Origin of the sequence: Actinoplanes sp. NPDC024001 (genome assembly GCF_040638955.1) — a bacterium.
GTDB lineage: Bacteria > Actinomycetota > Actinomycetes > Mycobacteriales > Micromonosporaceae > Actinoplanes.
On record NZ_JBEZZB010000017.1, the window covers coordinates 16426 to 40716 of the forward strand.

28 protein-coding genes are annotated in these 24291 nt (G+C 71.5%); 10 read left to right on the top strand and 18 right to left on the bottom strand.

Going from position 1 to position 24291, the window contains the following annotated elements; genetic code table 11:
* Positions 1-25 precede the first annotated feature (25 nt).
* The 3 genes from AB0F81_RS09235 to AB0F81_RS09245 are packed head-to-tail and all read left to right on the top strand — an operon-like array spanning position 26 to position 1823.
* Positions 26-1243: an inorganic phosphate transporter gene (locus AB0F81_RS09235; RefSeq protein WP_360193482.1), complete on the top strand. Its 1218-nt coding sequence runs from the start codon at positions 26-28 to the stop codon at positions 1241-1243.
* Positions 1240-1518, top strand: coding sequence for a hypothetical protein (locus tag AB0F81_RS09240; protein ID WP_360193485.1), 279 nt, complete (start codon positions 1240-1242; stop codon positions 1516-1518). The genes AB0F81_RS09235 and AB0F81_RS09240 overlap by 4 nt, the downstream gene beginning before the upstream one ends.
* On the top strand, positions 1515-1823 hold the full coding sequence (locus AB0F81_RS09245; protein WP_360193488.1) for a DUF3349 domain-containing protein: 309 nt from the start codon (positions 1515-1517) through the stop codon (positions 1821-1823). The genes AB0F81_RS09240 and AB0F81_RS09245 overlap by 4 nt, the downstream gene beginning before the upstream one ends.
* A gap of 261 nt (positions 1824-2084) precedes the next feature.
* Here AB0F81_RS09245 and AB0F81_RS09250 read toward each other — a convergent pair whose 3' ends face one another.
* From AB0F81_RS09250 to AB0F81_RS09300, 11 genes are all read right to left on the bottom strand, one after another.
* A complete protein-coding gene (locus AB0F81_RS09250) occupies positions 2085-3599 on the bottom strand; it encodes an MDR family MFS transporter (protein ID WP_360193491.1) in 1515 nt (504 codons plus the stop codon).
* 70 nt (positions 3600-3669) lie between these two features.
* Positions 3670-4218, bottom strand: a complete 549-nt coding sequence (locus AB0F81_RS09255; protein WP_360193494.1) for an AAA family ATPase — start codon at positions 4216-4218, stop codon at positions 3670-3672.
* A 28-nt stretch (positions 4219-4246) separates the two neighbouring features.
* Positions 4247-5044 carry an ABC transporter permease subunit gene (locus tag AB0F81_RS09260; RefSeq protein ID WP_360193497.1) on the bottom strand — a complete coding sequence of 266 codons (798 nt, stop codon included), beginning with the start codon at positions 5042-5044 and terminating at the stop codon, positions 4247-4249.
* Positions 5025-5852: a 2-aminoethylphosphonate ABC transporter permease subunit gene (locus AB0F81_RS09265; protein WP_360193500.1), complete on the bottom strand. Its 828-nt coding sequence runs from the start codon at positions 5850-5852 to the stop codon at positions 5025-5027. Before AB0F81_RS09265 ends, AB0F81_RS09260 begins: the two co-directional genes overlap by 20 nt.
* Positions 5849-6901: an ABC transporter ATP-binding protein gene (locus AB0F81_RS09270; protein ID WP_360193503.1), complete on the bottom strand. Its 1053-nt coding sequence runs from the start codon at positions 6899-6901 to the stop codon at positions 5849-5851. Before AB0F81_RS09270 ends, AB0F81_RS09265 begins: the two co-directional genes overlap by 4 nt.
* Positions 6898-7944, bottom strand: coding sequence for a 2-aminoethylphosphonate ABC transporter substrate-binding protein (locus tag AB0F81_RS09275; protein ID WP_360193697.1), 1047 nt, complete (start codon positions 7942-7944; stop codon positions 6898-6900). The genes AB0F81_RS09270 and AB0F81_RS09275 overlap by 4 nt, the downstream gene beginning before the upstream one ends.
* Positions 7938-8615: a phosphonatase-like hydrolase gene (locus tag AB0F81_RS09280; protein ID WP_360193506.1), complete on the bottom strand. Its 678-nt coding sequence runs from the start codon at positions 8613-8615 to the stop codon at positions 7938-7940. Before AB0F81_RS09280 ends, AB0F81_RS09275 begins: the two co-directional genes overlap by 7 nt.
* Positions 8609-9727, bottom strand: coding sequence for a TIGR03364 family FAD-dependent oxidoreductase (locus AB0F81_RS09285; RefSeq protein WP_360193509.1), 1119 nt, complete (start codon positions 9725-9727; stop codon positions 8609-8611). The genes AB0F81_RS09280 and AB0F81_RS09285 overlap by 7 nt, the downstream gene beginning before the upstream one ends.
* Positions 9728-9843: 116 nt before the next feature.
* Positions 9844-10584 (bottom strand): GntR family transcriptional regulator, encoded by a 741-nt coding sequence (locus AB0F81_RS09290; RefSeq protein ID WP_360193512.1) that lies wholly within the window; start codon positions 10582-10584, stop codon positions 9844-9846.
* A 28-nt stretch (positions 10585-10612) separates the two neighbouring features.
* The gene (locus AB0F81_RS09295) at positions 10613-12085 is read right to left on the bottom strand and encodes an alkaline phosphatase family protein (RefSeq protein ID WP_360193515.1); all 1473 of its coding nucleotides are present in this window, start codon (positions 12083-12085) and stop codon (positions 10613-10615) included.
* Between the two features lie 103 nt (positions 12086-12188).
* The gene (locus AB0F81_RS09300; protein ID WP_360193518.1) at positions 12189-12665 is read right to left on the bottom strand and encodes an alpha/beta hydrolase; all 477 of its coding nucleotides are present in this window, start codon (positions 12663-12665) and stop codon (positions 12189-12191) included.
* Between the two features lie 208 nt (positions 12666-12873).
* Here AB0F81_RS09300 and AB0F81_RS09305 point away from each other — a divergent pair, with 208 nt between their 5' ends.
* Both AB0F81_RS09305 and AB0F81_RS09310 read left to right on the top strand, forming a co-directional pair.
* Positions 12874-13050: a hypothetical protein gene (locus AB0F81_RS09305; protein WP_360193521.1), complete on the top strand. Its 177-nt coding sequence runs from the start codon at positions 12874-12876 to the stop codon at positions 13048-13050.
* Between the two features lie 93 nt (positions 13051-13143).
* Positions 13144-13485: an STAS domain-containing protein gene (locus AB0F81_RS09310; protein WP_360193524.1), complete on the top strand. Its 342-nt coding sequence runs from the start codon at positions 13144-13146 to the stop codon at positions 13483-13485.
* A 7-nt stretch (positions 13486-13492) separates the two neighbouring features.
* Here the strand turns inward: AB0F81_RS09310 and AB0F81_RS09315 are convergent, their stop codons facing one another.
* Positions 13493-16036: a glycerophosphodiester phosphodiesterase family protein gene (locus tag AB0F81_RS09315; protein ID WP_360193527.1), complete on the bottom strand. Its 2544-nt coding sequence runs from the start codon at positions 16034-16036 to the stop codon at positions 13493-13495.
* 246 nt (positions 16037-16282) lie between these two features.
* Between AB0F81_RS09315 and AB0F81_RS09320 the strand changes: the two genes are divergently transcribed.
* From AB0F81_RS09320 to AB0F81_RS09330, 3 genes are all read left to right on the top strand, one after another.
* Positions 16283-16435 (top strand): hypothetical protein, encoded by a 153-nt coding sequence (locus AB0F81_RS09320; RefSeq protein WP_360193530.1) that lies wholly within the window; start codon positions 16283-16285, stop codon positions 16433-16435.
* Between the two features lie 91 nt (positions 16436-16526).
* Entirely contained in the window at positions 16527-17024 is a 498-nt protein-coding gene (locus tag AB0F81_RS09325; protein WP_360193533.1) for a SigE family RNA polymerase sigma factor, read from the top strand.
* On the top strand, positions 17021-17833 hold the full coding sequence (locus AB0F81_RS09330) for a hypothetical protein (protein WP_360193536.1): 813 nt from the start codon (positions 17021-17023) through the stop codon (positions 17831-17833). Before AB0F81_RS09325 ends, AB0F81_RS09330 begins: the two co-directional genes overlap by 4 nt.
* Here AB0F81_RS09330 and AB0F81_RS09335 read toward each other — a convergent pair.
* Genes AB0F81_RS09335 through AB0F81_RS09355 form a run of 5 tightly spaced genes read right to left on the bottom strand, consistent with a single transcriptional unit; the run spans position 17823 to position 20015 of the window.
* Positions 17823-17996, bottom strand: coding sequence for a hypothetical protein (locus AB0F81_RS09335; RefSeq protein WP_360193539.1), 174 nt, complete (start codon positions 17994-17996; stop codon positions 17823-17825). The two genes, AB0F81_RS09330 and AB0F81_RS09335, sit on opposite strands and share 11 nt — an antisense overlap.
* Positions 17950-18228 carry a hypothetical protein gene (locus AB0F81_RS09340; RefSeq protein WP_360193542.1) on the bottom strand — a complete coding sequence of 93 codons (279 nt, stop codon included), beginning with the start codon at positions 18226-18228 and terminating at the stop codon, positions 17950-17952. Before AB0F81_RS09340 ends, AB0F81_RS09335 begins: the two co-directional genes overlap by 47 nt.
* Before the next feature lie 49 nt (positions 18229-18277).
* Entirely contained in the window at positions 18278-19315 is a 1038-nt protein-coding gene (locus tag AB0F81_RS09345) for an alpha/beta fold hydrolase (protein WP_360193545.1), read from the bottom strand.
* On the bottom strand, positions 19312-19548 hold the full coding sequence (locus AB0F81_RS09350; RefSeq protein WP_360193548.1) for a hypothetical protein: 237 nt from the start codon (positions 19546-19548) through the stop codon (positions 19312-19314). The genes AB0F81_RS09345 and AB0F81_RS09350 overlap by 4 nt, the downstream gene beginning before the upstream one ends.
* A complete protein-coding gene (locus tag AB0F81_RS09355) occupies positions 19527-20015 on the bottom strand; it encodes a hypothetical protein (protein WP_360193551.1) in 489 nt (162 codons plus the stop codon). Before AB0F81_RS09355 ends, AB0F81_RS09350 begins: the two co-directional genes overlap by 22 nt.
* Positions 20016-20097: 82 nt before the next feature.
* On the opposite strand from AB0F81_RS09355, the gene AB0F81_RS09360 reads away from it, so the two are divergent.
* Together AB0F81_RS09360 and AB0F81_RS09365 are read left to right on the top strand one after the other, a co-directional pair.
* The gene (locus tag AB0F81_RS09360) at positions 20098-21138 is read left to right on the top strand and encodes an LCP family protein (protein WP_360193554.1); all 1041 of its coding nucleotides are present in this window, start codon (positions 20098-20100) and stop codon (positions 21136-21138) included.
* A 59-nt stretch (positions 21139-21197) separates the two neighbouring features.
* Complete coding sequence (locus AB0F81_RS09365; RefSeq protein WP_360193557.1) at positions 21198-23945, top strand: alpha-amylase family glycosyl hydrolase; 2748 nt, start codon at positions 21198-21200, stop codon at positions 23943-23945.
* Here AB0F81_RS09365 and AB0F81_RS09370 read toward each other — a convergent pair.
* The gene (locus AB0F81_RS09370) at positions 23918-24046 is read right to left on the bottom strand and encodes a hypothetical protein (RefSeq protein WP_360193560.1); all 129 of its coding nucleotides are present in this window, start codon (positions 24044-24046) and stop codon (positions 23918-23920) included. The two genes, AB0F81_RS09365 and AB0F81_RS09370, sit on opposite strands and share 28 nt — an antisense overlap.
* Positions 24047-24291 lie beyond the last annotated feature (245 nt).

Below are 24291 nucleotides of genomic sequence, written 5' to 3' on the forward strand. Positions count from 1 at the left end.
GACCGTACCGGGCACCGCTGCGGACGTGACCGAGACATCAGTGATCCTCGTTCTTGTGGTCATCACCGCCCTCGGGTTCGACTTCACGAACGGCTTCCACGACACGGCCAACGCGATGGCGACGTCGATCGCCACCCGTGCGCTGCGGCCGAAGGTGGCGGTCGCGCTGTCGGCGGTGCTGAACCTCATCGGCGCGTTCCTCTCCGTCCAGGTCGCCCTGACGGTGACGAACGCGGTGGTCCGCATCCAGAACAGCGACGGCACACCGAAGCCGGAGTTGCTCGACGGCGGCGGGACGGCCCTGCTGCTGATCGTGCTGGCCGGCCTGGTCGGCGCGATCGTGTGGAACGTCTTCACCTGGCTGCTGGGCCTGCCGTCCAGCTCGTCGCACGCCCTGTTCGGCGGGCTGATCGGCGCGGCCGTCGCCGGGCTCGGCTGGGCCGGGGTCAAGTGGACCGGTGACGGCTCCAAACTCGACGGCGTCGTCGGCAAGGTCCTGCTGCCGGCGGTGATGTCGCCGGTGATCGCCGGTCTGGTCGCCGGCGTCGGCACCTGGCTGATCTACCGGATCACCGTGGGGCTGGCCCAGCGTTACACCGACGCCGGTTTCCGCTGGGGTCAGATCGGCAGCGCGTCGCTGGTGTCACTGGCCCACGGCACGAACGACGCGCAGAAGACGATGGGCGTCATCACCCTCGCCCTGATCGCCTCCGGCGAGTGGACCGACACCGGCAGCATCCCGTTCTGGGTCAAGGCGACCTGCGCGGTGGCGATCTCCCTCGGCACCTATCTCGGGGGCTGGCGCATCATCCGTACCCTCGGCAAGGGTTTGGTGGAGATCGCGCCGCCGCAGGGCCTGGCCGCGGAATCGGCCTCGGCCGCGGTGATCCTCTCCTCCAGCCAGCTCGGCTTCGCGCTGTCGACCACGCAGGTCGCGACCGGCTCGATCCTCGGCAGCGGCGTCGGCCGGCCGGGCGCGCTGGTGCGCTGGGCGGTCGCCGGCCGCATGGTGGCGGCCTGGCTGATCACCATCCCCGCGGCCGGCCTCACCGGCGCGCTGATGTGGTGGATCGGCGACACGGTCGGCGGGACAGCCGGTGCGGTGGTCATCTTCGCGATCCTCCTGCTGCTGACCGGCCTGATGTACCTGCGGTCGCGCCGCGCGCCGGTCAACCAGCACAACGTCAACGACGAGTGGCAGCACACGCCGCGACCGCGAGCCCGGGTGGAGGTGGGCGGATGAGCACCCTGCAACTGGCCCTGGAAGGCGCCGGAAAAGTCCTGGTCGCCAGCCTGATCCTCGGCGCCGGCCTGCCCGCGCTCTTCGCGCTCGGCGTCCGGCAGTCGGCCGGCGGCGGCCACCAACAAAAACACCCCGTGGGTACGGCCACCGCATACCTCTGTTTCGGTGTGGTCCTGCTCGGGGTCCTGCTCGGCCTGACCTACATCGTGGCCACCGGCTTCGGCAAGACGCTGAGCTTCGACGGCGTCCTCCCCGCGCTGGTGGACAAGCCATGAGCGAGCAGCGCGCCGGTTTCGTGGCCCGCGCCGTCGAGTGGCTGCGCGCCGGCTATCCGGACGGGGTGCCCCGCCGGGACTACGTGGCCCTGCTCGGCCTGCTGCGCCGCAAACTGACCGAGGACGAGGTCCGCAAGATCGCCCAGGAGCTGGCCGCCCAATCGGTCGATCCGATCACCACCCAGGACATCGAGAGCATGATCAGCAGCACGGTCCTGCAGCAGGCCTCACCCGAGGACACCGTGCGGGTGGCCGCGCACTTGGCCGCCGGCGGCTGGCCGCTGGCCGACCCACCCGCCGACTGACCGCTCTTCGGACGTGCTGCGGGCGACCCTGCGCGTCAGCCGGTGGGCTCGGCTGTCGTCCAGGGCGCGTTGAGGGCGCGAAAGGCGGCCCTGCGCGTCAGCCGGCGGGTTCGGCTGTCGCCCAGGGTGCGCTCCGGGCGCGAAAGGCGACGCTGCGCGTCAGCCAGAAATGATCCAGCGAACTGGATCGCCGCTCGAGCACCCTGGGAAGGGAGCCCAGGTCTCGTCACCTGGGCTCCCTCCGAACCGACTAGCTACGCGTCACGCGTTCGTCGTTGCGCTCTCCCGGACTCGCCGCTCCTCGCCGGTGAGGGTGGACAGCGGCTTCTCCCGGATGAACAGCACCGCGACCACCGCCAGCAGCGCGATCGGCGCCGCGATCAGGAAAAGGTCGGCGGTGGCGATGCCGTAGACGTCCTTGACCACGGTCAGGACCTCCGGCGGCAGGGTGCCTAGGTCCGGCACCTCGCCGCCGACGGCCGCGCCCTCGCCGAACCGCTCGGTGAACAACGAGGTCACCCGGTTCGCCAGGACCGCGCCCAGGGCGCTCACCCCGATCGCCCCGCCCATGCTGCGGAAGAAGGTGAGCGTCGAGGTGGCCGCGCCCAGGTCGGCGGCGGGCACGTCGTTCTGGGCGGCGAGCACCAGGTTCTGCATCAGCATGCCGACACCGATGCCCAGCAGCGCCATGCAGGCCGCCAGCCGGAGCATGCCGGTGTCCGCGTCGATGGTGCTGAGCAGCAGCATGCTGCCGGTCATCACGATCGAGCCCACCACGAGGTACGCCTTCCAGCGCCCGAACCTCGTGATCAGCTGCCCGCTGATGGTGGAGGAGACCAGCACCCCGAAGACCATCGGCAGGCTCATCAGCCCGGCCACCGTCGGGGACTTGCCGAGCGAGATCTGGAAGTACTGCGACAGGAACACCGTGCCGCCGAACATCGCCACCCCGACCAGGGTGCTCGCCACCACGGCCAGCGTCAGTGTGCGGTTGCGGAAGATGCGCAGCGGGATGATCGGGTCGGCGGCCCGCGACTCGACCCGGAGCGCGACGGCGAGCAGCAGGACACCACCGCCGACGAACACCGCGGTCTGCCACGAGCCCCAGGCGAACCGGTGACCGGCCAGGCTGGACCAGACCAGCAGCGTGCTGACCCCGGACATGATCAGCAGCGCGCCGGGCCAGTCGATGGTCACCGGCCGGCGGGTCACCGGCAGGTGCAGCGTCTTCTGCAGCAGGACGATCGCGGCCAGGGTGAACGGCACACCGATCAGGAAGCACCAGCGCCAGCCCAGCCACGAGGTGTCGACGAGGACACCGCCGATCAGCGGGCCGGCGATGGTGGCCACGCCGAAGACCGCGCCGAACACGCCGGAGTAGCGGCCCAGCTCGCGCGGCGGGATCATCGCGGCCATCACGATCATCGCGAGGGCGCCCATGCCGCCGGCGCCGATGCCCTGCACGATGCGGCTGGCCAGCAGCACCATGACGTCCGGGGCGAGGCCGGCGATCAGCGAGCCGGCGGCGAACATGACCAGCGCTAGTTGGATGAGCAGTTTCTTGCTGTAGAGGTCGGCCATCTTGCCCCACAGCGGGACGGTCGCGGTCATCGCCAGCAACTCGGTGGTGATGACCCAGGTGTAGACGGACTGGGAGCCGCCGAGGTCGGCGATGATCCGGGGAAGTGCGTTGGAGACGATCGTCGATGCCAGGATCGTGACGAACACACCGAGCATGAGCCCGGAGAGCGCCTGGATCACCTCGGCATGAGACATACGGATCGCTGGCTGGGAGTGAACTGTCACCGTTCTCCTTAGACAGGTCTTGGCCAGCGAGTTTGCGCCCTCACCCCGGTCTTGCCGCAAGCCCCGAGGTGCGATATACGTTTAAGTGGGAGGAGAGCGCCGTGCGGATTTCGCCGGCGACGCGCGTGATGTCGACCGCCCCCTCCGTGTTCACCCGGATCAGAGTTCCCACGCCCAGCGGCTCGACCTCCCGGCCCCACAACTCGTCCTCGGTCCGCGCCCGGTCCAGGTGCCGTTCGTCGCGGACCCGGCTGCGGTAACGCTGCCGGGCCACCTCGACCGGCACCTGACACCGGACCTCGGCGACGGGGCCGGGGAGGGCGCGCACCAGCGGAATCGTGTACGGGAACCAGGTGCTGTCGATGACCGCGCCGGGACAGCCCCGGGCCGCCCGCAGCACCGCGTGCACGGCCGCGGCGCCCAGGACCCGCGACTGCTCCACGGTGCCCGGGGCGCCGAGGGCGTCCATCAGCGCCTCCTTCACCTCGTCCTTCGCCAGGTAGGCGACGTCCAGCTCGGATGCCAGGGCCCGGGCCAGCGTCGTCTTTCCCGAGCCCGGCCACCCGCCGACCAGCACAAAACCACGCATGACCGTGCTATGCCCGTTCGGCGCGTGCTCACGCCGCGATCCGGCGCCGGGAGAGCCGGCCCAGCAGCAGCATCAGCACCAGGGTGGCGGCCAGCAGCACCAGCGTGGCGGCCGCGGCGTCGAAGGTGCGGCCCCGGTCGGTGAGGGTGAAGACGGTGACCGGAAGGGTCCGCCACTCGGGCGGGTAGACCATGACGGTCGCGCCCACCTCACCCATCGACAGGGCCATGGCCAGCGCGGCGGCCGCGGACATCGCCGGGACCAGCATGGGCAGCCGGACCCGCCACAGCACCCGCGTCGGGTGTGCGCCGAGCGAGGCGGCGACCTGGGCGTACGAGTCGTCGACGCGGGACAGGGCGGAGGCCACCGTGCTGTAGGAGAACGCCAGCACCAGCATCACGTGTGCCACCAGCACGATCCACCGGGTGCCGTTGAGCAGCAGCGGCGGGCGGCTGAAGGCGACCAGCAGCCCGAGGCCGACCACCACGGACGGGATCGCGACCGGCAGGTGCAGCAGGGCGTCGGCGACCCGCCGCAGCGGGCGCGGCGCGGTGCTTAGGGCCAGCGCCGCCCAGGTGCCGGCGAGCACCGCGAGCAGGCCGGCGACCGCCGCGGTCTGCAGGCTGACGAGCAGGCTCGCCCGGTTCAGGCCGGTGAACGCGGCCCGCAGGTGCTCGGTGGTGAGGGTGGCGGGCAGCACCGCGTTCCACTCGCCGGCGAACGCGGCGGTGACCAGCACCGTCACCGGTGCGACGATCACCGGCACGAAGAGCAGGGCGAAGACCGCCCACAGCGACCACCGGCCGCTACGCGTCCAGACGAGCATCGCGGCCTCCGGTACGGGTGAAGATCCATCGGTAGAGCAGGTACAGCGAGACCGAGAGGGCAACCTCGACCACCGCCACCACGCAGGCGGCCGGGTAGTCGAAGGTGACCACGCCCTTGCTGTGCACCAGCATCGGCAGGGTGATCACGTCCTTGGCGCCGATGAACAGCACGATGCCGAACTCGTTGAGCGTCAGCAGCAGGGTCAGCGCCCCACCGGCGGCGACCGCCGGCGCGATCTCGGGCAGCACCACCCGCCGCAGCACCTGCCACGGCCGGGCGCCGAGCGAGGCCGCGACGTTGAGCCGTTCGGCGGGCAGGTGACTGAGCGCGGCCAGCGCCGGGCGCATCACGAACGGCGTGTAGAAGGTGATCTCGGCGAGGATGACGCACCACCGCGAGTAGAGGAAGTCGCTGAGCCCGAGCAGGCCGGCCGAGCCGTACAGGAACGTGAAGCTCAGCGCGATCAGGAACGACGGGAAGGCGAGGAAGGTGTCGACCGCGCGGGACACGGCGCCCGCGCCCGGGAACGGCACCAGGGCCAGGATCACGGCGAACACGGTGCCCAGCACGACACACCCGGCGGTGGCGGCGGCCGCGATCAGCACGGTGTTGCCGATGGCCCGGTGGAACTCGCCGGCGGTCAGGATCGACCACCACGCGTCGCCGGTGAACGACTCGCCGGCCACCAGCGCGAGCGGATAGAGCAGGAACCCGGTGAGCAGCAGCAGCGGCGGCAGGGTCCACAGCACCGGCGAGAGCCGGCGGGCGCTGCGGGCGCGGGGTACGACAAGCGCCGCCGCGGTCACCGGGTCACCGCCGCCGCGCCGCGTTCGGGCAGCCGGACCCGCACCGGTGAGCCGACCGCCGGCAGGCCGTCCACCGAGGACATGTCGGCGTGCACGGTGACCCCGTCCACCAGGCAGGTGAGCCGGTAGGTGGAGCCCCGCCACTGCAGCCCGGTGAGGACGGCCTCGATCCCGTCCCCGTCCCCGCTGACCGCGATCGTGTGCGGGCGCACCGCGATCTGCACACTGTCCCCGCTGGTCAGCGGCTCCAGCGAGCTGGCGGTCACGGTGACCGCACCCACCCGGACCAGCCCGGACGACTCGACCACGGTGGCCGGGAGCAGGTTCGCCCCGCCGAGGAACGCCGCGGTGAACCGGCTGGGCGGCTGCCGGTAGAGGCCCTCCGCGGTGTCCAGATCCACCATCCGGGCGTCGCGCATCACCGCGATCCGATTCGCCAGGGTGAGCGCCTCGGTCTGGTCGTGGGTGACGTAGAGCATCGCCACGTCGGGCAGTTCGTCGCGCAGCCGGCGCAGCTCGTCGAGCAGGTCGGCGCGCAGCTGGGCGTCCAGCGCGGACAGCGGCTCGTCGAGCAGCAGCACCGCGGGCCGGATCGCCAGCGCCCGGGCGATCGCGACCCGCTGCTGCTGGCCGCCGGAGAGTTCCCGGGGGTAGCGGTGCCCGTAGCCGGGCAGGCCGACCAGCCGTAGCATCTCCTCGACCCGGGCCTTCGCGGCGTCCCGGCGCATCCGCCGGGCGCGCAGGCCGAACGCGATGTTGTCGGCGACGCTCATGTGCGGGAACAGGGCGTACTGCTGGACCACGACGCCCAGCCCGCGCCGGTACGGCGGCAGGCCGGTGACGTCGCGGCCGTCGAGGAACACCCGCCCGGCGGCCGGCCGGACGAATCCGGCCAGCGCCTTGAGCGCGGTGGACTTGCCCGACCCGGAGGGGCCGAGCAGGGCCACCGTCTCGCCGGCGGCCACCTCGAGCGAGAAGTCGTCCAGGGCGATCACGTCGCCGTAGCGGACCTGGACGCGGTCGAAACGGACCGCCGGCATCCTGGTCACGACAGGCCCAGGGCCTTGTTGTAGGCGGCGATGTCGGCCTTGTTCTCGGCCAGGATCGTGGTCCAGTCCGGCTGCCAGATCTCCACCCCGGTCAGCGCCTGCTCCACCTGCCGGTACTGGGCGTCGGTGGGCTTGACGTCGGAGCGGGCCGGGATGCCGTACGCCTGGGCCGAGACCTGCTGCTGGGCCGCGGGGGAGAGCAGGAAGTCGGCGAGCTTCTTGGCGGCGTCGGCGTGCGGCGCGCCGGCGGCGACGCCCATCACGTACGGCAGGGCGAACGTGGACGGCTTGCCGTCCGGACCAGCCGGGAAGAAGATCTTGAAGTTGGACCTGTCGTTGTTGATCGACGCGAGGTTCATCTGCACGTCGCCGTTGGCCACCCAGATCTCGCCCTTGCTGACCTTCGGCTGGAGCTTGCCGGTCGACGAGGACGGCCCGACGTTGTTGGCCTCCAGCTTCTTGAGGTACTCCAGGGCCTTCTCCTTGCCGAGGATGTGCTGCAGGTGCAGCAGCACCGCGGTGCCGTCACCGGCCTGCCCCGGCGTGGAGTACTGCAACTTCTTGGCCAGCTTCGCGTCGAGCAGGTCGTCGAAGGTCTTCGGCGCGGCCGGCAGGTGTGCCGGGTTGTAGATGAAGCACAGGTAGTTGTTGACCACGGGCACGTAGTTGGCGCTGCCACCGGTGACCTTGTCCGCGCCGGCCGGGGTGTAGGGCTGCAGCAGCCCGTCCGCGTCGGCCTGCTGGATGTAGGGCGGCAGGGTGACGACCAGGTCGGCCTGGACGTTCGTCCGCTCCTTCTGCAGCCGGGAGACCACCTCACCGGAGCCGGCCTCGATCATCTGCACGGCGATGCCGGTCTGCTTCTGGAACTCGGCGAACTGCTTGCCGTACCAGTCACCGAGCCCGTCGGCGGTGTAGACGGTGACGGTCTTGGCGGCGTCGCCGCTGTCGGCGGTGGCGGTGCCGGAGCCGCAGGCGGCGAGGGTCAGGGAGGCCGCCGCGAGCGCGGCGGTCAGGAACATGCGGACAGGGCGCATCAGGATCGCTCCAGGATGAGAGGTTCGAGGTCACGGACGGAATCGAGGACGTGGGTCGCGCCGGCGGCGCGCAGCGTGGCGGCGTCGTGCGCTCCGGTGAGCACGCCGGCCGCGACGGAGGCGCCGGCCCGCCGGCCGGCGAGGACGTCGGTGCTGGTGTCGCCGACGGTGGCCAGGGCCCGCACGTCGGTTCCGCCGAGGCGCAACAGTGCGGTCAGAGCCAGATCGGGGTAAGGTCGCCCGCGCCCCGCCTCGGCCGGCACCAGGGTGAGGTCGGCCAGATCGGTCCAGCCCAGGGCGGTCAGGATCCGGTCGGCGGTGTCCCGGGAGAACCCGGTGGTCAGTGCGGTCCGGACCCCCGCCGCGCGCAGGGTGCCGAGCAGTTCCGCGGCGCCGTCGATCGGGGCGCAGTCACCGTCCGCGACGCTGCGGGCGTACGCCTGCTCGAAGGCCGTGTTGAGCCGCCGCGCGGCGGCCTCGTCGCCGCCGGTGAGGTGCCGGAAGACGGTGATCTTGGACTGGCCCATGGTGTCGTTGACGTAGCGCAGGGCGGCGTCCCGGTCGCCGACCTTCTCGCCGGCGGCGTCGACCGCGGCGATGAAGGCCCGCTCCACCAGGCCGTCGTCGGCGACGGTGGTGCCGGCCATGTCGAACACGACGATTTCGATCTTCACCACGACAGCTCCTCGGCGGTCTGCTCGGCGATGGCGGGGGAACAGGTCATGCCGCGGCCACCCGGGCCGGTGACCAGCACGGCGTTGCCGGTGACCTGCTGGCGGTGCGCGACGGCGGCCGGGTCGAGGCACTGGGCGTAGACGCCGTGCCAGCGCCGCCGGATCGCCGGCAGCGGCCGCCCGAGCAGCGCCGAGGCGACCTCGATCAGGTGCTCGTAGGGTTCCTCGACCTGGTCGAACGGGAACGGCTCGGCGTACGCGTGGGTGTCGCCGATGGTCAGCCCGCCGTCCAGCCGCTGCACCATCAGCAGCTGCATGGCGTGCTCGGCGGCGACCGGCGGCTGCGGCTGGGCGACGGTGAGCGCGTTCAGTTCGGGGCCGCGGAAGGCCGGGTAGTAGCGGAAGCTGTCGGCGTCGGCGACCGAGGTGGTCAACGGCTCGCCGAGCGGGGCGGTCTGCGCCATCTGCAGCCACACCCGGCGCACCGGCAGGTCCGGGACCAGTTCGCGGACCAGGCCGGACAGGGCTGCCCCGGTGGTCAGCACCACCTGGTCGCCGGTGTGGACGGTGCCGTGGTCGTCGCGTACGCCGGAATCGGTGAGAGCGCGCACCTCGCGGCCCGGCAGCCACTGATAGGCGCCGGTCGCGGCAAGCGCGGCCCGCAGGGCCGGCAGCGCGACGCGGGATTCGACCGCGCCGTCGCGCTCGCACCAGAGGGCGGCCTCGAACTCGCCGCGCAGCGCGGGGTTGAGCGCCCGGGCCTCGTCGCGGCCGAGCAGTGTGAAGCCGCGAGCCGCGGCGTCCGGTGCGGCGGCCGCGGCCTGCGCCACGGCAACCTCCTGCGGGGTACGGCAGACGGTGAGCGAACCGTTGCCGCGGAAGCCGACGCCCGGCACCTCGGCGCCGATCCGCTCCCAGAGTTCGCGGGCGCGCAGGGCGGTGGACAGCTCCGGCCCGGCGGCCCGGCCGGACACCCAGACCAGGCCGAAGTTGCGGACCGAGGCGCCGCGCGCCTCCGCCTCGCGTTCGAGGTGCACCACCTCGTGGCCGCGCCGGACGGCCTGCCAGGCGTGCATGGTGCCGAGCACCCCGCCGCCCACGATGATCATTCGCATGTTGTTCTCCCTTGCTCGGTGTCGAGCTTGGGAGTCGCCGCTGACCCGCCGGTGCAGGCGATGTGACTCAGCGGTGAACGAACCTCAAAGGTTCGAACCTTTTACCAAGGCGGCGGTCAGCCGGTCAGGCGGGTGACGAAACCGATCCGGTCGCCGCGGTAGAGCGACCGCACCCGCTCGATCGGATCACCGTGCTGATCAGCGGAAACGCGCTGCATCAGCAGCATCGGCTGGGCCGGGTTGGTGTCCAGCAGCTGCGCCTCGCGCGGGCTCGCCAGCACCGTCTCGATGTGCTCGGTCGCCTCCGCGTAACGGATCCCGTAACGGGCGCTGACGTGCTGGTACAGCGAACCGGTGGCGTCGAAGCCGTCCATCAGGTCGCCGAACCGGGACACCGGCAGATAGGTGCTCTCCAGCCCGAGCGGTTCGTCGTCGGCGAGCAGCACCCGCTCCAGGTGCAGCACCGCGTCGTCCGGGCCGATCCGCAGGTCGGCGGCGAGCTGCTCACCGGCCGGGCGTTCCTCCACGGTCACCACCCGCCGGCCGGGATTGCGGCCCATCTCGCGCAGCGCCTCGGTGTAACTGCGCAGGCTCAGCGGCTGCACCACCTTGGGCGCGGCGACGAACGTGCCGCGCCCGCGGTGGGCTCGCAGCCTGCCCTCCATCACCAGCTCGGAGATCGCCTGCCGCAGGGTGGAGCGCGCCACGCCGTACGCCGCGGCAAGGTCGCGCTCAGCCGGCAGCAGCGCGCCCTCGCCGAGTTCGGCGAGCAGGTTCAGCAGCTGGCTCTTGACCACGTAATACTTCGGGACCCTGCCGTGCTCGGGCACCCCGCCGCGGACCGCGTCGACCGTCACCGGCCGACCCTATCTGCACGCTGAACGGCTACGACACGCGCAGGTCGTCGATGACCCAGTACCAGTTGTTGTTGGCGTCGTAGTAGCGGAACTTCACGGTCATCGTGGTCGCGCCGGCCGGGACGGTCACCGGCAGCGACTCCACCGTGGCCCGTGCGTCCGCGGAGTAACGCTTCACCAGCTGGTCGGCGCCGCCGTTGAAGGAGACCAGCACGTCCGCCTTCTGTGAGCCCTCCTGCCGGTAGTGGGTCACGTACCGCACCCGCGCCACCGAACCGGCGGTCACCGGGTAAGCGGGGGAGACCAGCGTCGAGTCGAAGCTGGTGCCGCCGGACTTGTCGGCGTACTCGTCGCTGTCGGCCACCGCGAACACGCCCCGGGTGCGCAGCGCGTTCTCCCGCTCCTGGCCGGACTGGGCCCGGCTCCAGAACTCGTCGGTGGCGAACGACCAGCCGCGCCACTCGGTCATACCGCCGGCCGGCATCCGGCTGCGGTCCACCGACCAGCCGGACGGTGCGGCCGGGGTCCAGCCGGCCAGCGTCGACGGGATGCCGGTCTCGTCCACCCGGGTCCGCAGCGCGAGCCGGTCGAACGGGTCGGCCGAGCGCGTCTTCACGCTCACGCCGTCGAGAGCGGGCGCGACGCCGAAGTGCTGCAGCGCGGTCGCTGCCACGTCGACCTGCCGGGTGTCGATCGGGCGGGCGCCGGCGGTGATGCCCGCACCGGCGGCGAGCACGAACGTGCCCCGCTCGTCGATGCCGCAGCCACCGTGCCCGCCCAGCGGCGTCCGGTGCCCGTGGTCGGTGGTGACCATGATCAGCCAGTCCTCGTTCGCGTACGTCGCCCGGTTGCGCACCGCGCCGAGGATCTGGCCCAGCTGCTGGTCCTGCTTGGCGATCGCGGTGCGGTACGCGGTGCCGGTGCCGACCGAGTGCGCCACCACGTCGGTGTTGCCCAGATAGACGAAGGACGCGTCGGGCCCGCCGCTGCTCAGCCGGCTCACCGCGTCGGCGGTGATCTTGGCGTCCTCACCGGCGTACCCGTTGGCGTCGCCGTCGAAGGTCACCCGGGTGTCGATCGCCGCCGAGAAGGTGCCCTGGCTGTGCAGCACCGCCCAGTCCACCGCCGAGTACGTCCCCAGCGCCGGGTTCGCCGACTCCAGGCGGGTCAGGAAGTCCGGGTGGGTGGCGTACTGCTTGCCGGCGAAGGTGTTGTTCTTGACGCCGTGCCGGTCCGGCCAGACGCCGGTCGCGATGTTCGACCAGCCGGGACCGCTCGACGAGTCCGCCACCGAGGGGCACTGCACCAGGCTGCGCCCGAGCGTGCCCTGTGCGGCCAGGTCGTCCAGGTTCGGCGCGTCGGCCGCGACGGCGATGTCCCAGTTGAGTCCGTCCATGCCGACGACCAGCAGTTTCTTGACCGGAGCGGCGGCCGTCGCGGGCGTGGCCAGGCCCGCGACGGCGACGCCGGCGAGCAGGGTGACGGCCAGAGTTCGATGCATGTCGTGCCTTTCGATCAGACGATCGGTGTCATCTGCATCGAAAGTGGTGATCGTGAACGTCGGGGAGCAGCCGGCGGGCCGATCGGTAACAGGTTCGAACCAATCAGGGGAGCTGTGCCCGGATGAAGGCGGTGACCTCGGCGAGAACCTCGTCCGCGTTGAGCTCGTTGAACAGCTCGTGGCGGGCCTCGGGATAGGTGCGCTCGACGAAGAACCGGCCGCGCAGGTGCTCGATGCCGGCCCGGCTGCCGCCGATCGGCACCAGCTGGTCCTGTTCGCCGTGGATCCACATCAGCGGCAGGTCACCGAGACCCGGGCCGGCGGCGATGTCGGCCAGCCCGCGCTCCAGCGCCTCCAGCGTGGGCCGCTTGAACGGGCCGTGCCACACCAGCGGGTCGACCGCGTAGACCACGGCGCCGTTGCCGACCAGCGCGTCAGCGACGTGCTCGTAGCGGCCGATGTGCTCGCCGTAGCCGTGCGCGATGACCACCACGTGGGTCGCGGCCTCCGGCCCGCTCCAGGTCCGCGCGGTGAGCGCTCCGTGCGCGCCCTGGTAACTCCACTCTCGTGAATGCGCCACGGTGGCTTCCCCTCTCGGTCAGCGACGACGGAACGGCCGGGAGACTACCGGTCTGGTTCCCCGGGGCCGGACCCGGTACACAATCGGCTGCACCTGACCCTGGAGTTGGTGTGCTGTTCAGGCGGCATTGACCTGCGCGCAGCACGCCGGCAGCCGTGGCGGCGACAACAAACGGATACGCCCGAAACCCTCGCCCACGGAGCACACCATGATGATTCTGGTGGTAACCGGGTCGGCACTTCTCGGCGCAACGACCTGGCTCGCCCTGCAACAGCGGACCGCCGCCGATCCCGAACTCAATCACCGGCTGACCGCGGTCGGTCTGGTCTCGTGCCTGGTGCTCGCCATCGTCACGCTGGCCGTCGCGGCCGTGATCTCCTTGTGATCAGGTGAATTCTCGCGACCGGATCTCGACGGCGTCCGAAGCGGACTCTAGCGTGGACGCACCAATAAGCACGGGTAACGGGAAGGCAACGCGATGACCGCTACCACGGTCGACATCGGCAACCAGCCCGATGGCACGCTCGTCATCCGCCCGCACGGCAGCCTCGACGCCTCCGACGCCGTCGAGTTGCGGCGCACGCTCGTGCAGGCCATCCGGCACACCCGGCCGCTGCGCCTGATCCTGGATCTCGGCGCCGTCGGCGAACTCGACCCGATCAACCTCGGCACGCTGGTCGCGGCCTGCCATCTGGGCGACGACCACCAGGTCGCGGTCTTCCTCGACCACCCCCGGGCGGAGATCGCCGCCCAGCTCAGCACGGCCGGCGTGCCCACGCACCGGCTGCGCCACGTCGCCGGGGCGCAGCCGATGCGGTAACCGTGCTCTACCGCAGGCCGTTGCGGATCGCGACGCGGATGAGCAGGCCGGGGTCGTCGCTGATGATGCCGTCGACCCCGAGGTCGATCACGCGCTGCATCACCGCGGCGTCGTTCACCGTGTACGGCACCACCTTCAGCCGGTGCCGGCTCTGCAGCACCGGAACCTCGGGCCCGTGGAAGTAGGCCGGGTTCTGCCGCAGGTACCAGTCGGAGGACGCCACCACCGGCTGTTCCGGGTCGTGCACCTGCCAGTTCGCCGACACGGTCGAGGCGCCGGCCGCGCGGACCAGGACGCCCACGTCGCGGTAACGCCACCAGTCCAGCCCGCCGGTCCACGGGCTCTTCACCTTCGGGTTGCCGTGGACCGCCTGCAGCGAGCACTCGTCGGCCAGGGTGGCGCACTCGGCCGGACCGTACTGCCAGATCAGCGCCACCGTCTCGATCCGCCGGTCCAGCGTGCGCGCGTAGCGGATAATCCGCCAGTCGAACGACTGCACGGTGACCCGGTCGGTGAACCGGAAACGCTGGATCTCGCGCACCAGCTTGCGGGTGAACTCCCGGTAGGGCGCAGTGTCCTCGACCAGTGGGCTGATCTTGGTCTCGATGTTCAGGCGGACGTCGTCGCGGTCGCTGCCGCGGACCAGCGTGAGCACCTCGGCCAGCGTCGGGATGCGGGCGCCGGGGACCGCCACCTGCTGCGGGAACTCGGGCAGCGTCTTCGACCCGCAGTCGAGGGTCTTGATCTGGGCGAGGGTCAGGTCGTGGACGAGCTTGCCGACGTACGGGAACTCCGGGTCGCCCGGGCGCACCGGCTTCGTGTCGGCGCAGTGTGATCCGCTGACGGTGCGGTCGTGCAGCACCACCAGGTGGCCGTCGGCGGTGACGCCGGTGTCCAGCTCCAGCGTCGAGATCGCCGGGTCCTTCAGGGCCTGCTGGAACGCGGGCAGGGTGTTCTCCGGCAGGGTGGCCCGGCCGCCGCGGTGCGCCTGCACGTCGAACGGCGAGGCGTACGCCTTCGGCAGCCGGTAGCCGCGCTCGGCCAGCAGGGTACGCAGCCGGTCCGGGTAGTCGGTGATGATCCCGTCCACGCCGTCGTCGATCAGCTTGGCCATGGTGGCGGTGTCGTTGATCGTCCACGGCACTACCTTGATGCCGTACCGGTGGGCGCGCCGCACCATCTCGGCCGTCACATACGGCCGGTAGGCCGGGTCGGTCACCGTGCCGTTCTGCGGGAAGCCGTGCACCGGTGAGAAGGTGCCGGCGCCGAAGCTGCGGATCGCCCGGATCGGGTCGCCGCCGAAGTCGTCGATGTCGATCCCGCCCAGCCACGGCGACGCGCCCGGCTGGCCGGTCTGCAGGAAGTCGTAGTTGGTGAGCGCCACCAGCGGCAGGCGCGGCTCGACCTGGCGCATCCGCATCAGCGCGCCCCAGTCGAAGCTCTGAACGGTGACCTGCCGCAGCAGCCCGGCCTTGCGGATCTCCGCGGCGGTGATCTGCACGAACTGCTCGCGCGGCGCGGTCTCGGTCGGCGCGCCGGCCTCCACCTTGGTCTCCACGTTCAGCTTGACGCCGTTCGCCCGATAGCGCTTGACCAGTGCGAACACCTCGCTGAGCAGCGGCATCCGGGCGCCCGGCACGGCGAGCTGGCCGGGGCGGTCGGCGAGCGTCTTGGAGCCGCAGTCCAGGGTGCGGACCTGCGCCAGGGTGAGCGTGTTGACGTACTTCCCGACATACGGAAACTCCGGGTCGCCGGGCACGGCCGGCGCGGTGTCGGTGCACTTGGCCGCGCTGACCCGGCGGTCGTGGGTGACCACGGCCTGCCGGTCCTCGGTGATCTGCACGTCCAGCTCGAGTGTGCTCACGCCGAGCTGCAGCGCGTTGCCGAACGAGGCAAGGGTGCTCTCGACGCGCAGGCCCAGGCCACCGCGGTGCGCCTGCAGGTCGAATTCGGCTTTCCGTTCAGCGGCCCCGGCGGTTGCCGTGGCCGGGATCGCCAGCGTGCCGGCCACCAGAAGCGGCACCAGTCCCCACATAGATGTCTCCCTCCATCGGCGGGAAGTCTCTCTACATTCGGCGGACACAGGGATACAGGTGGATGAAGCGCTGTTGACGCCTGCGCGGCGCTGGAAACTCGCGGCGCCGTGGTGGAACAACCGCCCCAGACCGACCGTGAAGATCGTGATGCCGTAGAGCGCATGCTCCACCGACACCGTAAGCAACGAACGCGTCTGCTGAAACCGGCGAGCGAAAATCCACCCGCCGCCCACCGTCAGCACCACCGCCAGCGCGTTCCCGAAGATCAGATGGGCGAACCCGAAGGCCACCGCGCTCGCCGCGGCCGTGTGCGCCCCGAAGAGCGGCGCGTACCGGCGCATGAGGAAGCCGCGGAACAGCAGCTCCTGCGGATACACCGACAGCAGCGGGTAGAGGATCAGAACCGCGGCCCACAGCCACGGCTCGCGGCGCGGCAGATCGAACAGATGCTCCGCGTCGAAGACCGCGACGCCACCCGTCGCGACCAGCGAGATCAGCGCCCACCGGCGCAGCATGCCGGGCAGCGCCGCACGCAGCGCGCCGGCATTCCACCGGCTGAGCCTGTCACCGCGGACGAGGTGTCCACCGGCTGAAGACGAGGTCCACGACAGGGGCGACCGGGCAGGCCAACTCGGGATCGCCGGACACAGTGGCCTCCTGAGCCGTGCGGGACTCCGGGATGGCTGGGACGATCCTGCGGCCAGCCGGTCACCTTCGTCGAGCAGACTCCGGACCAGGCCCGCGCGCAGATGCTGCAGTTCATGCCCGAACCGGTGGTCGACGGCACGCTGTCCATCCTGGGCGCGCCCACCGCTGCGGAACAGCAGGTCAGCCCACACATCGAGCAGGTACTGCGCCGGCCCGCGCGCACCTTCGCCGACTGGTCCCGCCGCCACCGCCACGCCTTCGCCTGATCCCCGCCGCGCGCCGGAAGTTCACGCGCTCGCGTGCAACCCTGCGAAGCGGGCTCTCCGTCGTGCCAGGAGAAGCGAAGGGTGGGCGAGGGTGAACAGGTCCGAGGAGGACGAATTCCGATCGTTCGTCGGCGTCCGGATGGAACGGTGGCGGCGGGCGGCCTACCTGCTGTGCCACGACTGGCACACGGCCGACGACCTGGTCGGCACCGCGGTGGCCAAGCTCTACCGCCATTGGCGCCGGGTCGCCACCGCGGACAACCCCGATGCGTACGCCCAGCGCGTGCTCACCACCGCGTGGATCGACGAACGGCGCCGCCCGTGGCGCCGGGAGCATCCGGCCGACGTGCTGCCGGACGCCGGCTGGACCCCACCGGACCGGGCCGGCGACCGGGACCGGCTGGCTCAGCTGCTGGCCCCGCTCGGTCGCCGGCAGCGGGCCGTCGTGGTGCTGCGCTTCTACTTCGACCGGTCGGTCGAGGAGACCGCGGAGCTGCTCGGCATCTCCACGGGAACGGTGAAGAGCCAGTCGGCGCGGGCGCTGGAGATGCTGCGCGCGCTGTCGTACGAGTCGGGGAGCCCACGATGACCCAGGAGATGCTGGACCGCCTGATCGGCGCGGCGCCACCGTCCACGGTCGATGTCGACGCCGTCATCGTCCGGGCGCGCCGCGGGCAGCGGCTGCGCCGGCTGGCGGCAAGCGGTGCGGTCGCCACCGCCGTCGCCGGTGCGGTGCTGGCCGGCGTGAGCCTGACCGGCGGGGGACCGGCGCCCCTGCCGGTCGCCGAGCCGCCGCCGGCGCAGCCGTCGACCACACCGTCGGTCGCGCCGTCCGGCACCGGGACGGTGGTGGAGACCGGCACCGAGGCCGGGCGCCGCCGTACGCTCGAGGTGGTGCGCGAGGCCCTGGAGAGCGCGACCGAGAAGCACGCGCCGGGGACCGCCTGGATCTACATGCCGGACGTGCCGGGGGAGAAACGCCTGCCGGACGGCCGGCCGAACCTCTGGATCGGCAAGGACCCGGTGTCGTTCGAGGGCCGGTCCGGGATCACCGGAGACGGCCGCAAGGGCGGCTTCTACCTGTCCCTGCGCCCGGCCGGCTGTGTGGCGGGCCAGTCCTGCTCACCGCTGTACGAGTGCGACGGCACCGTGAAGACCTGTGCCACCACCCGTACCGCGTCCGGCCTGAAACTGGTCCACTGGATCGACAAGCCGGGCAGAGGCTGGGTCTTCTACGGCGCCGACGTCGCGCTGCGCGACGGTGATCATGCGCTGCGGCTGCAGGCGGTGAACTACTTCGGCGGCGACGGCAGCCCGACCTCCGCCAAGTTGCCGGTGCTGACCCGCGCACAGCTCGACGCGATCGCCACCGACATCGCCGACGTGTTCACCGGCTGAGCCGGTTGAGCCGGCTGAGCCGCAGCCAGGCGTCCGCCGGGAAGAGCGTCCGCGCCATCCGCCACTGGAACCGCGAGTAGTACGGCCGGGCCGCCTCCGCGTCGATGATCTCCGGATCACCGGCCCGGTGGTCGGCCCCCCTTCCAGCGGATCGTGCAGCCACCCGCGGCGATCACGTTGCGCACCCAGTTCGTGCGCGGGCCCCACGGCAGGTTGATCACGAAGTGGTCCGGGGTGGCGACGACCGCGATCGGCACCCGCAGGTCGCGGCCGCTGACCCGGCCGCGATGGTGCACGACCGCCCACACCGGGATCCCGCGCCGGCCGGCCAGGATCCGGACGGCGGGCGCGGTGGCGCGGGCGAAACGCCAGGAGGTATCGGCAGGCGAAGTCATACCTCGCATGGTTCACCCCGGGTGGCGGCCGGCGCGTCCCGGTGATCAGTCAGCGTTCGTAACGGGTTTCCGTCATGGCGTAGGCGACGGCGTCGGTCCGCCCGCGGGCGCCGATCTTGCGGTAGAGGTTGGCCAGGTGCCGTTCCACGGTGTGCACCGCGATCCCCAGCTGCCGGGCGATCTCGGCGTTGGAGTCGCCGGCCGCGAGCCGGTGCAGCACCTCGCGCTCACGCGGGGTGAGCAAGCCCGCCGGCCGGCTCGGCGGCCGGCTCACCCGGCCGTCGGTGACGAAGCCGGTCACCAGCCGCAGGTCCGCCTCGGGTTCCTCGACGAACAGCGTCGGGGTGGATCCGGGCAGCTCCACCAGCCGCGCGTCCGGCAGGCCGGCGGCGAGGCGGCGGCACACCTCGACCGGGATCTGCTCCTCGCTCTGGCGGTGCAGGACCAGCGCCGGCGCCCGTACCCGTGGCATCTCGTCGCTGACGTCGATCTCCGCCGCGGCGGCGAACCAGGCCTGCGCGACCGGCGCCGTGGTCGCCGTCCGGAAGGCCTCCGCCGTCCACCGTCCGGACGCCGCCCTGTCCCAGCCCAGCCACGCGGTGGCGGCGGCGTCGGCGAACAGCCCCCAGTCCTGCCCGACCAGCGACAGCAGCGCCTGCGTCTGGGCCGGCCGCATCGCCTCCCGCATCCGGGGCGCCCCGCCGAACAGCACCATCCGCTCCACCCGGCCCGGCTCGCGCGCCGCGAAGGCGATCGCGGTCGCCACCGAGTGGTAGTAGCCCAGCAGCGACGCACGCCGGATCCCGGCGTGGTCCAGCACCGCACGCAGGTCCCGCAGGTGCGCGTCGACACCGAGGTCGGTCAGGTCGATCGCCCGGTCCGAGCTGCCGGTGCCGCGCCCGTCGTAGAGCACCACGGTCAGGTGCCGGGACAGGCCCAGGTACGCGGCCCGCAGCGCCGGGATCCGCCACTGCGCGACGATGTTGCTCAGCGACGGCATCCAGATCAGCACCGGCCCCTGCCCGAAGACCTGGTAGCCGATCGTCACCCCGTCCTCGGCTCGGGCGAAGCGCAGCTCGGGGGTCATCCGAGCGCCGCCCACAGGGACGGGGCGGGCCAGCGGTCGCGGCGGTCGGACTCGGTCAGCGGGCGATACACGTCGTCGACCAGGTCGTGGTCGTCTTCCTCGTCGTGGCGCAGCACCACGACCGAGCCGAAGTCGCCCCACAGGCCGGTGCCCACCGGCACGCTCGCGGGCAGCGCGGGCACGCCGTGTTCCAGCGCGGCCGAGAACAGGGTCAGACGCCGAGTTCGTCGCACAGGTCCTCATAGCGGTCGAGGTAGCCCGGCGGGCTGCGGTGCGCGCCGAGCCCGACCGTGTCGAACTCGTCGCGCCCGGCCGCGGCCCGCACGCCCAGGACGCGCAGCGCGCTGTTGATGTCGTCGGCGCCCGGCACAGGCCGGCCGGCCTGGTAGGCGCACGCCCACTGATCGCCGGCCCCGCCGAAGTAGTCGGTCATGACCAGCGCGAACGTCGGCTGCTCGGCGCCGGTGAGCGCACCAGCCAGATCGGTGACCACGGCCTCGCGCGGGAACACGGGCGGGAACCGGGACGGCACGTCCAGCGTGCCGGTCGTGCCGCGCCGGGCCTGCTGGTACGCCGTCCAGTAGTGGCTGAGGTGGAACAGCCACAACCCGCCGTCCAGCGCGACAGCCGACACGTCCCACTCGGTGGCCGCGCGGTCGTCGTACGCCGAATTGACGATCAATGCGGTGATGCTGTGCATCGCCGCACGCTATCAACGCCTGCTGAAGTGACGAATCATGTAATGATTCGCTAATCGGTAAAAACGGGTGGTAGGAGGCCGAGTGTCCAGGTCCGCGAAAACCCCGCTGTGGGCCCGGCTCGCCGTCACCCTCGGATGCCTGCTCCTGCTGCTGCCGGCCCTGGTGGCCCGGGCCGGGCACGCGGGCTCCCGCGCGGAGATCGACGGCCCGCTCAACATGCTGCTGGTCGGCATCGACCCGCGGGGCTCGCACACCATCCCGCTCGCCGACACGATCGTCGTGGCGCACGTCCCGGCCGACCGGAGCCGGGTCTACCTGTTCTCCCTCCCGCGCGACCTCGTGGTGCAGATCCCCGCGTTCGCGGCGTCCGGCAGCCCAGCCCAGCGCGCCAAGATCAACGCTGCGATGGCGCTGGGCAGCCGGACCGGCCCGGCCAGTTTCAGTCCCGCCCAGGGTTTCCAGCTGCTGTCCCAGACCGTTCGGGAGGTCACCGGGATCCCGAAGTTCGACGCCGGCGCGATCATCAACTTCGGCGGGTTCACGAAGCTCGTCGCGGCGATGGGCGGGGTGAAGATGGTCATCGACCAGGACGTCGCCTCCGAGCACCGCAAGCCCGACGGCAGCCCGCGCGACCGGCTCCCGGAGTGCCAGGGGCACCACCGGTGCCTGCGGCCGTACACCGGTGAGCAGAAGATCTATCACCGCAGCGACAAGCCGGTTCGGCTGAGCGCGTGGGAGGCGCTCGACTACGTCCGGCAGCGCTACGGGCTGCCGCGCAGTGACTACGACCGCCAGCGGCACCAGCGCCAGTTCCTCACCGCGGTCGCGAAGCGGGTCAGCCGGGACCCGGCCGAGTTGCCGCGCCTGGTCGCCGCGGTCGGCGACTCGCTCACCCTGGTCGACGGCGGGCACAGCCTCACCGCGTGGGCCGGGGAACTCCAGGGCCTGCGCGCCCGGCACGTCACGGCGATCGACCTGCCCGGGTCGGCGCTCTTCGAGAACGGGCGCTACCTCGGCGAACAGTATCCGGACGGGGTGCGCCAGTTCTTCGCCGCGGTCGTCGAGGACCGGGTGGCCCGCTTCCTGCTCGACCATCCGGGCCACGTGAACATCGACGAGTAGCCCTGCCGCCGGCCGCTCCAGCGTGGAATCATCACCGCTGTCGGGCATAGGGGGAACGCATGTCGATTCGTCGCTACGTAGCCGTCGTCCTGTCCGCGGTTCTGGGGGCCGCGCTGACCGTCACACCGGCCGCAGCCGGTGACAAGGGCCTGCCGGGCCGGCACTCGCTGCGGGCCCCGGTCACCGATGAGAACTTCTACTTCGTCATGGCCGACCGGTTCGCCAACGGCGACACCACCAACGACACCGGCGGGCTGCCGGCCGATCCGCTGGTCTCCGGGTTCGATCCCACCCGCAAGGGCTTCTACAACGGTGGTGACCTGCGCGGCCTGCTGGACCGCATCGACTACATCCGCGGGCTGGGCACCACCTCGATCTGGCTGACGCCCAGCTTCAAGAACAAGCCGGTGCAGCCGGAGGACGGGCCGTCGGCCGGCTACCACGGTTACTGGATCACCGACTTCACCCGGATCGACCCGCACCTGGGCAGCAACGAGGAGCTGCGGGCCCTGGTCGACGCGGCGCACGCGCGCGGCATGAAGGTCTACTTCGACATCATCACCAACCACACGGCCGACGTGATCGGGTACGAGGAGGGGGCGCGGCAGCCCTACGTCAGCAAGGACGTGGAGCCCTACCGGACCGCCGCCGGGGTGCCGTTCGACGACCGGGATCCCGGGCCGTTCCCGCCGCTCGACCCGGAGGTGTCGTTCCCGTACACGCCGGTGCTCGACCCGGCCGAGCGGGACCTGAAGGTGCCGGCCTGGCTCAACGACGTGACGCTCTACCACAACCGCGGCGACACCACGTTCACCGGCGAGAACTCGTACTACGGCGACTTCTTCGGCCTCGACGACCTGTTCACCGAGCACCCGCGCGTGGTCCGCGGCATGATCGACATCTACAAGACGTGGATCGCCGACTTCGGCGTCGACGGCTTCCGGATCGACACCATGAAGCACGTCGACGACGCCTTCTGGCAGAAGTTCGGCCCCGAGGTGCTCGAGTTCGCCCGCCAGCAGGGCAAGCGCGAGTTCTTCATGTTCGGCGAGGTCTTCGACACCAGCCGCAGCTTCACCTCGCAGTACACCACCCGCAACCGGATGCAGGCGGTCATCGACTTCCCGTTCCAGGACGCGGCCCGCAACTTCGCCTCGCGCAGCCGGCCCACCAGCGACCTCGGCGCGTTCTTCGCCGCCGACGACTGGTACACCGACGCCGACTCGAACGTCTACCAGCTGCCGACCTTCCTCGGGAACCACGACATGGGCCGGATCGGCACCTTCGTGGTGACCGACAACCCGGGCGCCGGCGACGCCGAATGGGTCGCCCGGGACCGGCTGGCGCACGAGCTGATGTACTTCTCCCGCGGCAACCCGGTCGTCTACTACGGCGACGAGCAGGGCTTCACCGGGCCCGGCGGCGACCAGGACGCCCGGCAGACGATGTTCGCCAGCCGGGTGCCGGAATACCTCGACGACGACCTGCTCGGCACCGGCGCCACCCACGCGCAGGACAACTTCGTCCCGTCCCACCCGCTCTACCGCACCATCAGCGGGCTCGCGGCGCTCACCCGCCAGCACCCCGCGCTGCGCGACGGGGCGCATCAGCACCGGTTCGCGACCGACGCCTCCGGCGTCTACGCGTTCTCCCGCATCGACCGCGGCCAGCAGCGCGAATATCTGGTCGCTTTGAACAACAGCGAGCAAACCCAATCGGCAAACATCGAGACGTACGCCGGGAAGCGCACGTTCCAGCTGATCTACGGTACGGGTCCCGCCCGGGTGCGCAGCGCTGCCGACCGTACGCTCAGCCTCACGGTGCCGCCGCTGTCGGCGGTCGTGTACGCCCTGGACGGCCGGATCCCGAAGTCCAAGGCGGCACCCGCGATCAGCCTGGCCGCGCCGGCGCCCGCCACCGAGTCGCGCAGCCGGATGCGGGTCGAGGCTTCGGTGGCCGGGGACTCGTTCTACGAGGTCACGTTCTACGCCAAGGTCGGCAACGGCGGCTGGGCGCCGATCGGCACCGACGACACCGCGCCCTACCGGGTGTTCCACGACGTCAGCTCGCAGCGGGCCGGCACCCCGGTGCAGTACCGCGCGGTGGTCCTCGACAACGGGCGGCACACCGCGACCAGCCCGGCCCGCGCGGCCCGGGTTCCGGCGCCGCAGCTGACCATCGAGGCACCCGCAGAGAACAGCAACGTCCGCGGCCGGGTCGAGGTGCGGGCGGTGGCCGACCCGGAGCGGGGCACCCACGTCGTCCGCTTCGAGCGCAGCGTGGCCGGCGCCGCCTGGACCCGGATCGGCACCGACAGCTCGTCGCCCGCCTACACCGCCTTCGACGACCTGGCGGCGCTCAACCTGGCCACCGGCACCCAGATCCGCTACCGGGCCGTGCTGACCGAGCCGGACGGCACCACCGTGACCAGCGCGGTGCGCACCGTCCGCTACGCCGGGCCGCCGCTGCAGACCGCCACGCTGCACTACCAGCGCCCGGCCGGCGATTACGACGGATGGGGCCTGCACCTGTGGGGCGACGCGGTCGACCCGGAACTGCTCGCGCAGATCGCCTGGGACCGGCCGATGCCGCCGACCCGCATCGAGGACGGCTGGGCGGAGTACGACATCGCCCTGGTGGACGACACCAAGCCGGTCAACTTCATCATGCATCTGCCCAACGGCGACACGGTGCCGACCTCACGCGAGCCGGGCGGTGACCGGTCGTTCCTGCCGATCGATCACCCGAACGTGTGGATCAAGCAGGGTGACCCGACGGTTTACACCAGCCCACCGGCCACCGGCTGAGCCGGCGGGTAGGGCTCGTTGCACGTGGCCCGCTCCATCTCGTCGCGGGACGGCGTCCAGTCCCGCGGCTGGGTGGTGTTCGCCTTGGCCACGTCGTTCATGGGTGCTCCTCGAACAGATATCCGCATCGACGCCCATCCGTACCCCGTCTCGCCGTTGTCGATGCCTGCCCGGCGCATTTCCTCAGCCGTTTCTCAGCGGCGGCAAAGGCGGCGGTTAAACCTCGTGTGACGGATTTCCCTTGCCCTGCACGACGCCGAATCGGCTCGTTAGCCTGGTTCGGGTGACTGCCCTTCCCGAACGCCCCCTGCTCCGCAGCGCGGCGGTGCTGACCCTGTGCGGTCTG

Coding starts and splice junctions, on each gene's coding strand:
- AB0F81_RS09240 (WP_360193485.1), top strand. CDS start 1,240: ATGAGCACCCTGCAACTGGCCCTGGAAGGCGCCGGAAAAGTCCTGGTC.
- AB0F81_RS09245 (WP_360193488.1), top strand. CDS start 1,515: ATGAGCGAGCAGCGCGCCGGTTTCGTGGCCCGCGCCGTCGAGTGGCTG.
- AB0F81_RS09250 (WP_360193491.1), bottom strand. CDS start 3,599: ATGTCTCATGCCGAGGTGATCCAGGCGCTCTCCGGGCTCATGCTCGGT.
- AB0F81_RS09255 (WP_360193494.1), bottom strand. CDS start 4,218: ATGCGTGGTTTTGTGCTGGTCGGCGGGTGGCCGGGCTCGGGAAAGACG.
- AB0F81_RS09260 (WP_360193497.1), bottom strand. CDS start 5,044: ATGCTCGTCTGGACGCGTAGCGGCCGGTGGTCGCTGTGGGCGGTCTTC.
- AB0F81_RS09285 (WP_360193509.1), bottom strand. CDS start 9,727: ATGCGAATGATCATCGTGGGCGGCGGGGTGCTCGGCACCATGCACGCC.
- AB0F81_RS09295 (WP_360193515.1), bottom strand. CDS start 12,085: ATGCATCGAACTCTGGCCGTCACCCTGCTCGCCGGCGTCGCCGTCGCG.
- AB0F81_RS09305 (WP_360193521.1), top strand. CDS start 12,874: ATGATGATTCTGGTGGTAACCGGGTCGGCACTTCTCGGCGCAACGACC.
- AB0F81_RS09310 (WP_360193524.1), top strand. CDS start 13,144: ATGACCGCTACCACGGTCGACATCGGCAACCAGCCCGATGGCACGCTC.
- AB0F81_RS09315 (WP_360193527.1), bottom strand. CDS start 16,036: ATGCTGCGCCGGTGGGCGCTGATCTCGCTGGTCGCGACGGGTGGCGTC.
- AB0F81_RS09320 (WP_360193530.1), top strand. CDS start 16,283: ATGCCCGAACCGGTGGTCGACGGCACGCTGTCCATCCTGGGCGCGCCC.
- AB0F81_RS09330 (WP_360193536.1), top strand. CDS start 17,021: ATGACCCAGGAGATGCTGGACCGCCTGATCGGCGCGGCGCCACCGTCC.
- AB0F81_RS09340 (WP_360193542.1), bottom strand. CDS start 18,228: ATGACTTCGCCTGCCGATACCTCCTGGCGTTTCGCCCGCGCCACCGCG.
- AB0F81_RS09345 (WP_360193545.1), bottom strand. CDS start 19,315: ATGACCCCCGAGCTGCGCTTCGCCCGAGCCGAGGACGGGGTGACGATC.
- AB0F81_RS09355 (WP_360193551.1), bottom strand. CDS start 20,015: ATGCACAGCATCACCGCATTGATCGTCAATTCGGCGTACGACGACCGC.
- AB0F81_RS09365 (WP_360193557.1), top strand. CDS start 21,198: ATGTCGATTCGTCGCTACGTAGCCGTCGTCCTGTCCGCGGTTCTGGGG.
- AB0F81_RS09370 (WP_360193560.1), bottom strand. CDS start 24,046: ATGAACGACGTGGCCAAGGCGAACACCACCCAGCCGCGGGACTGGACG.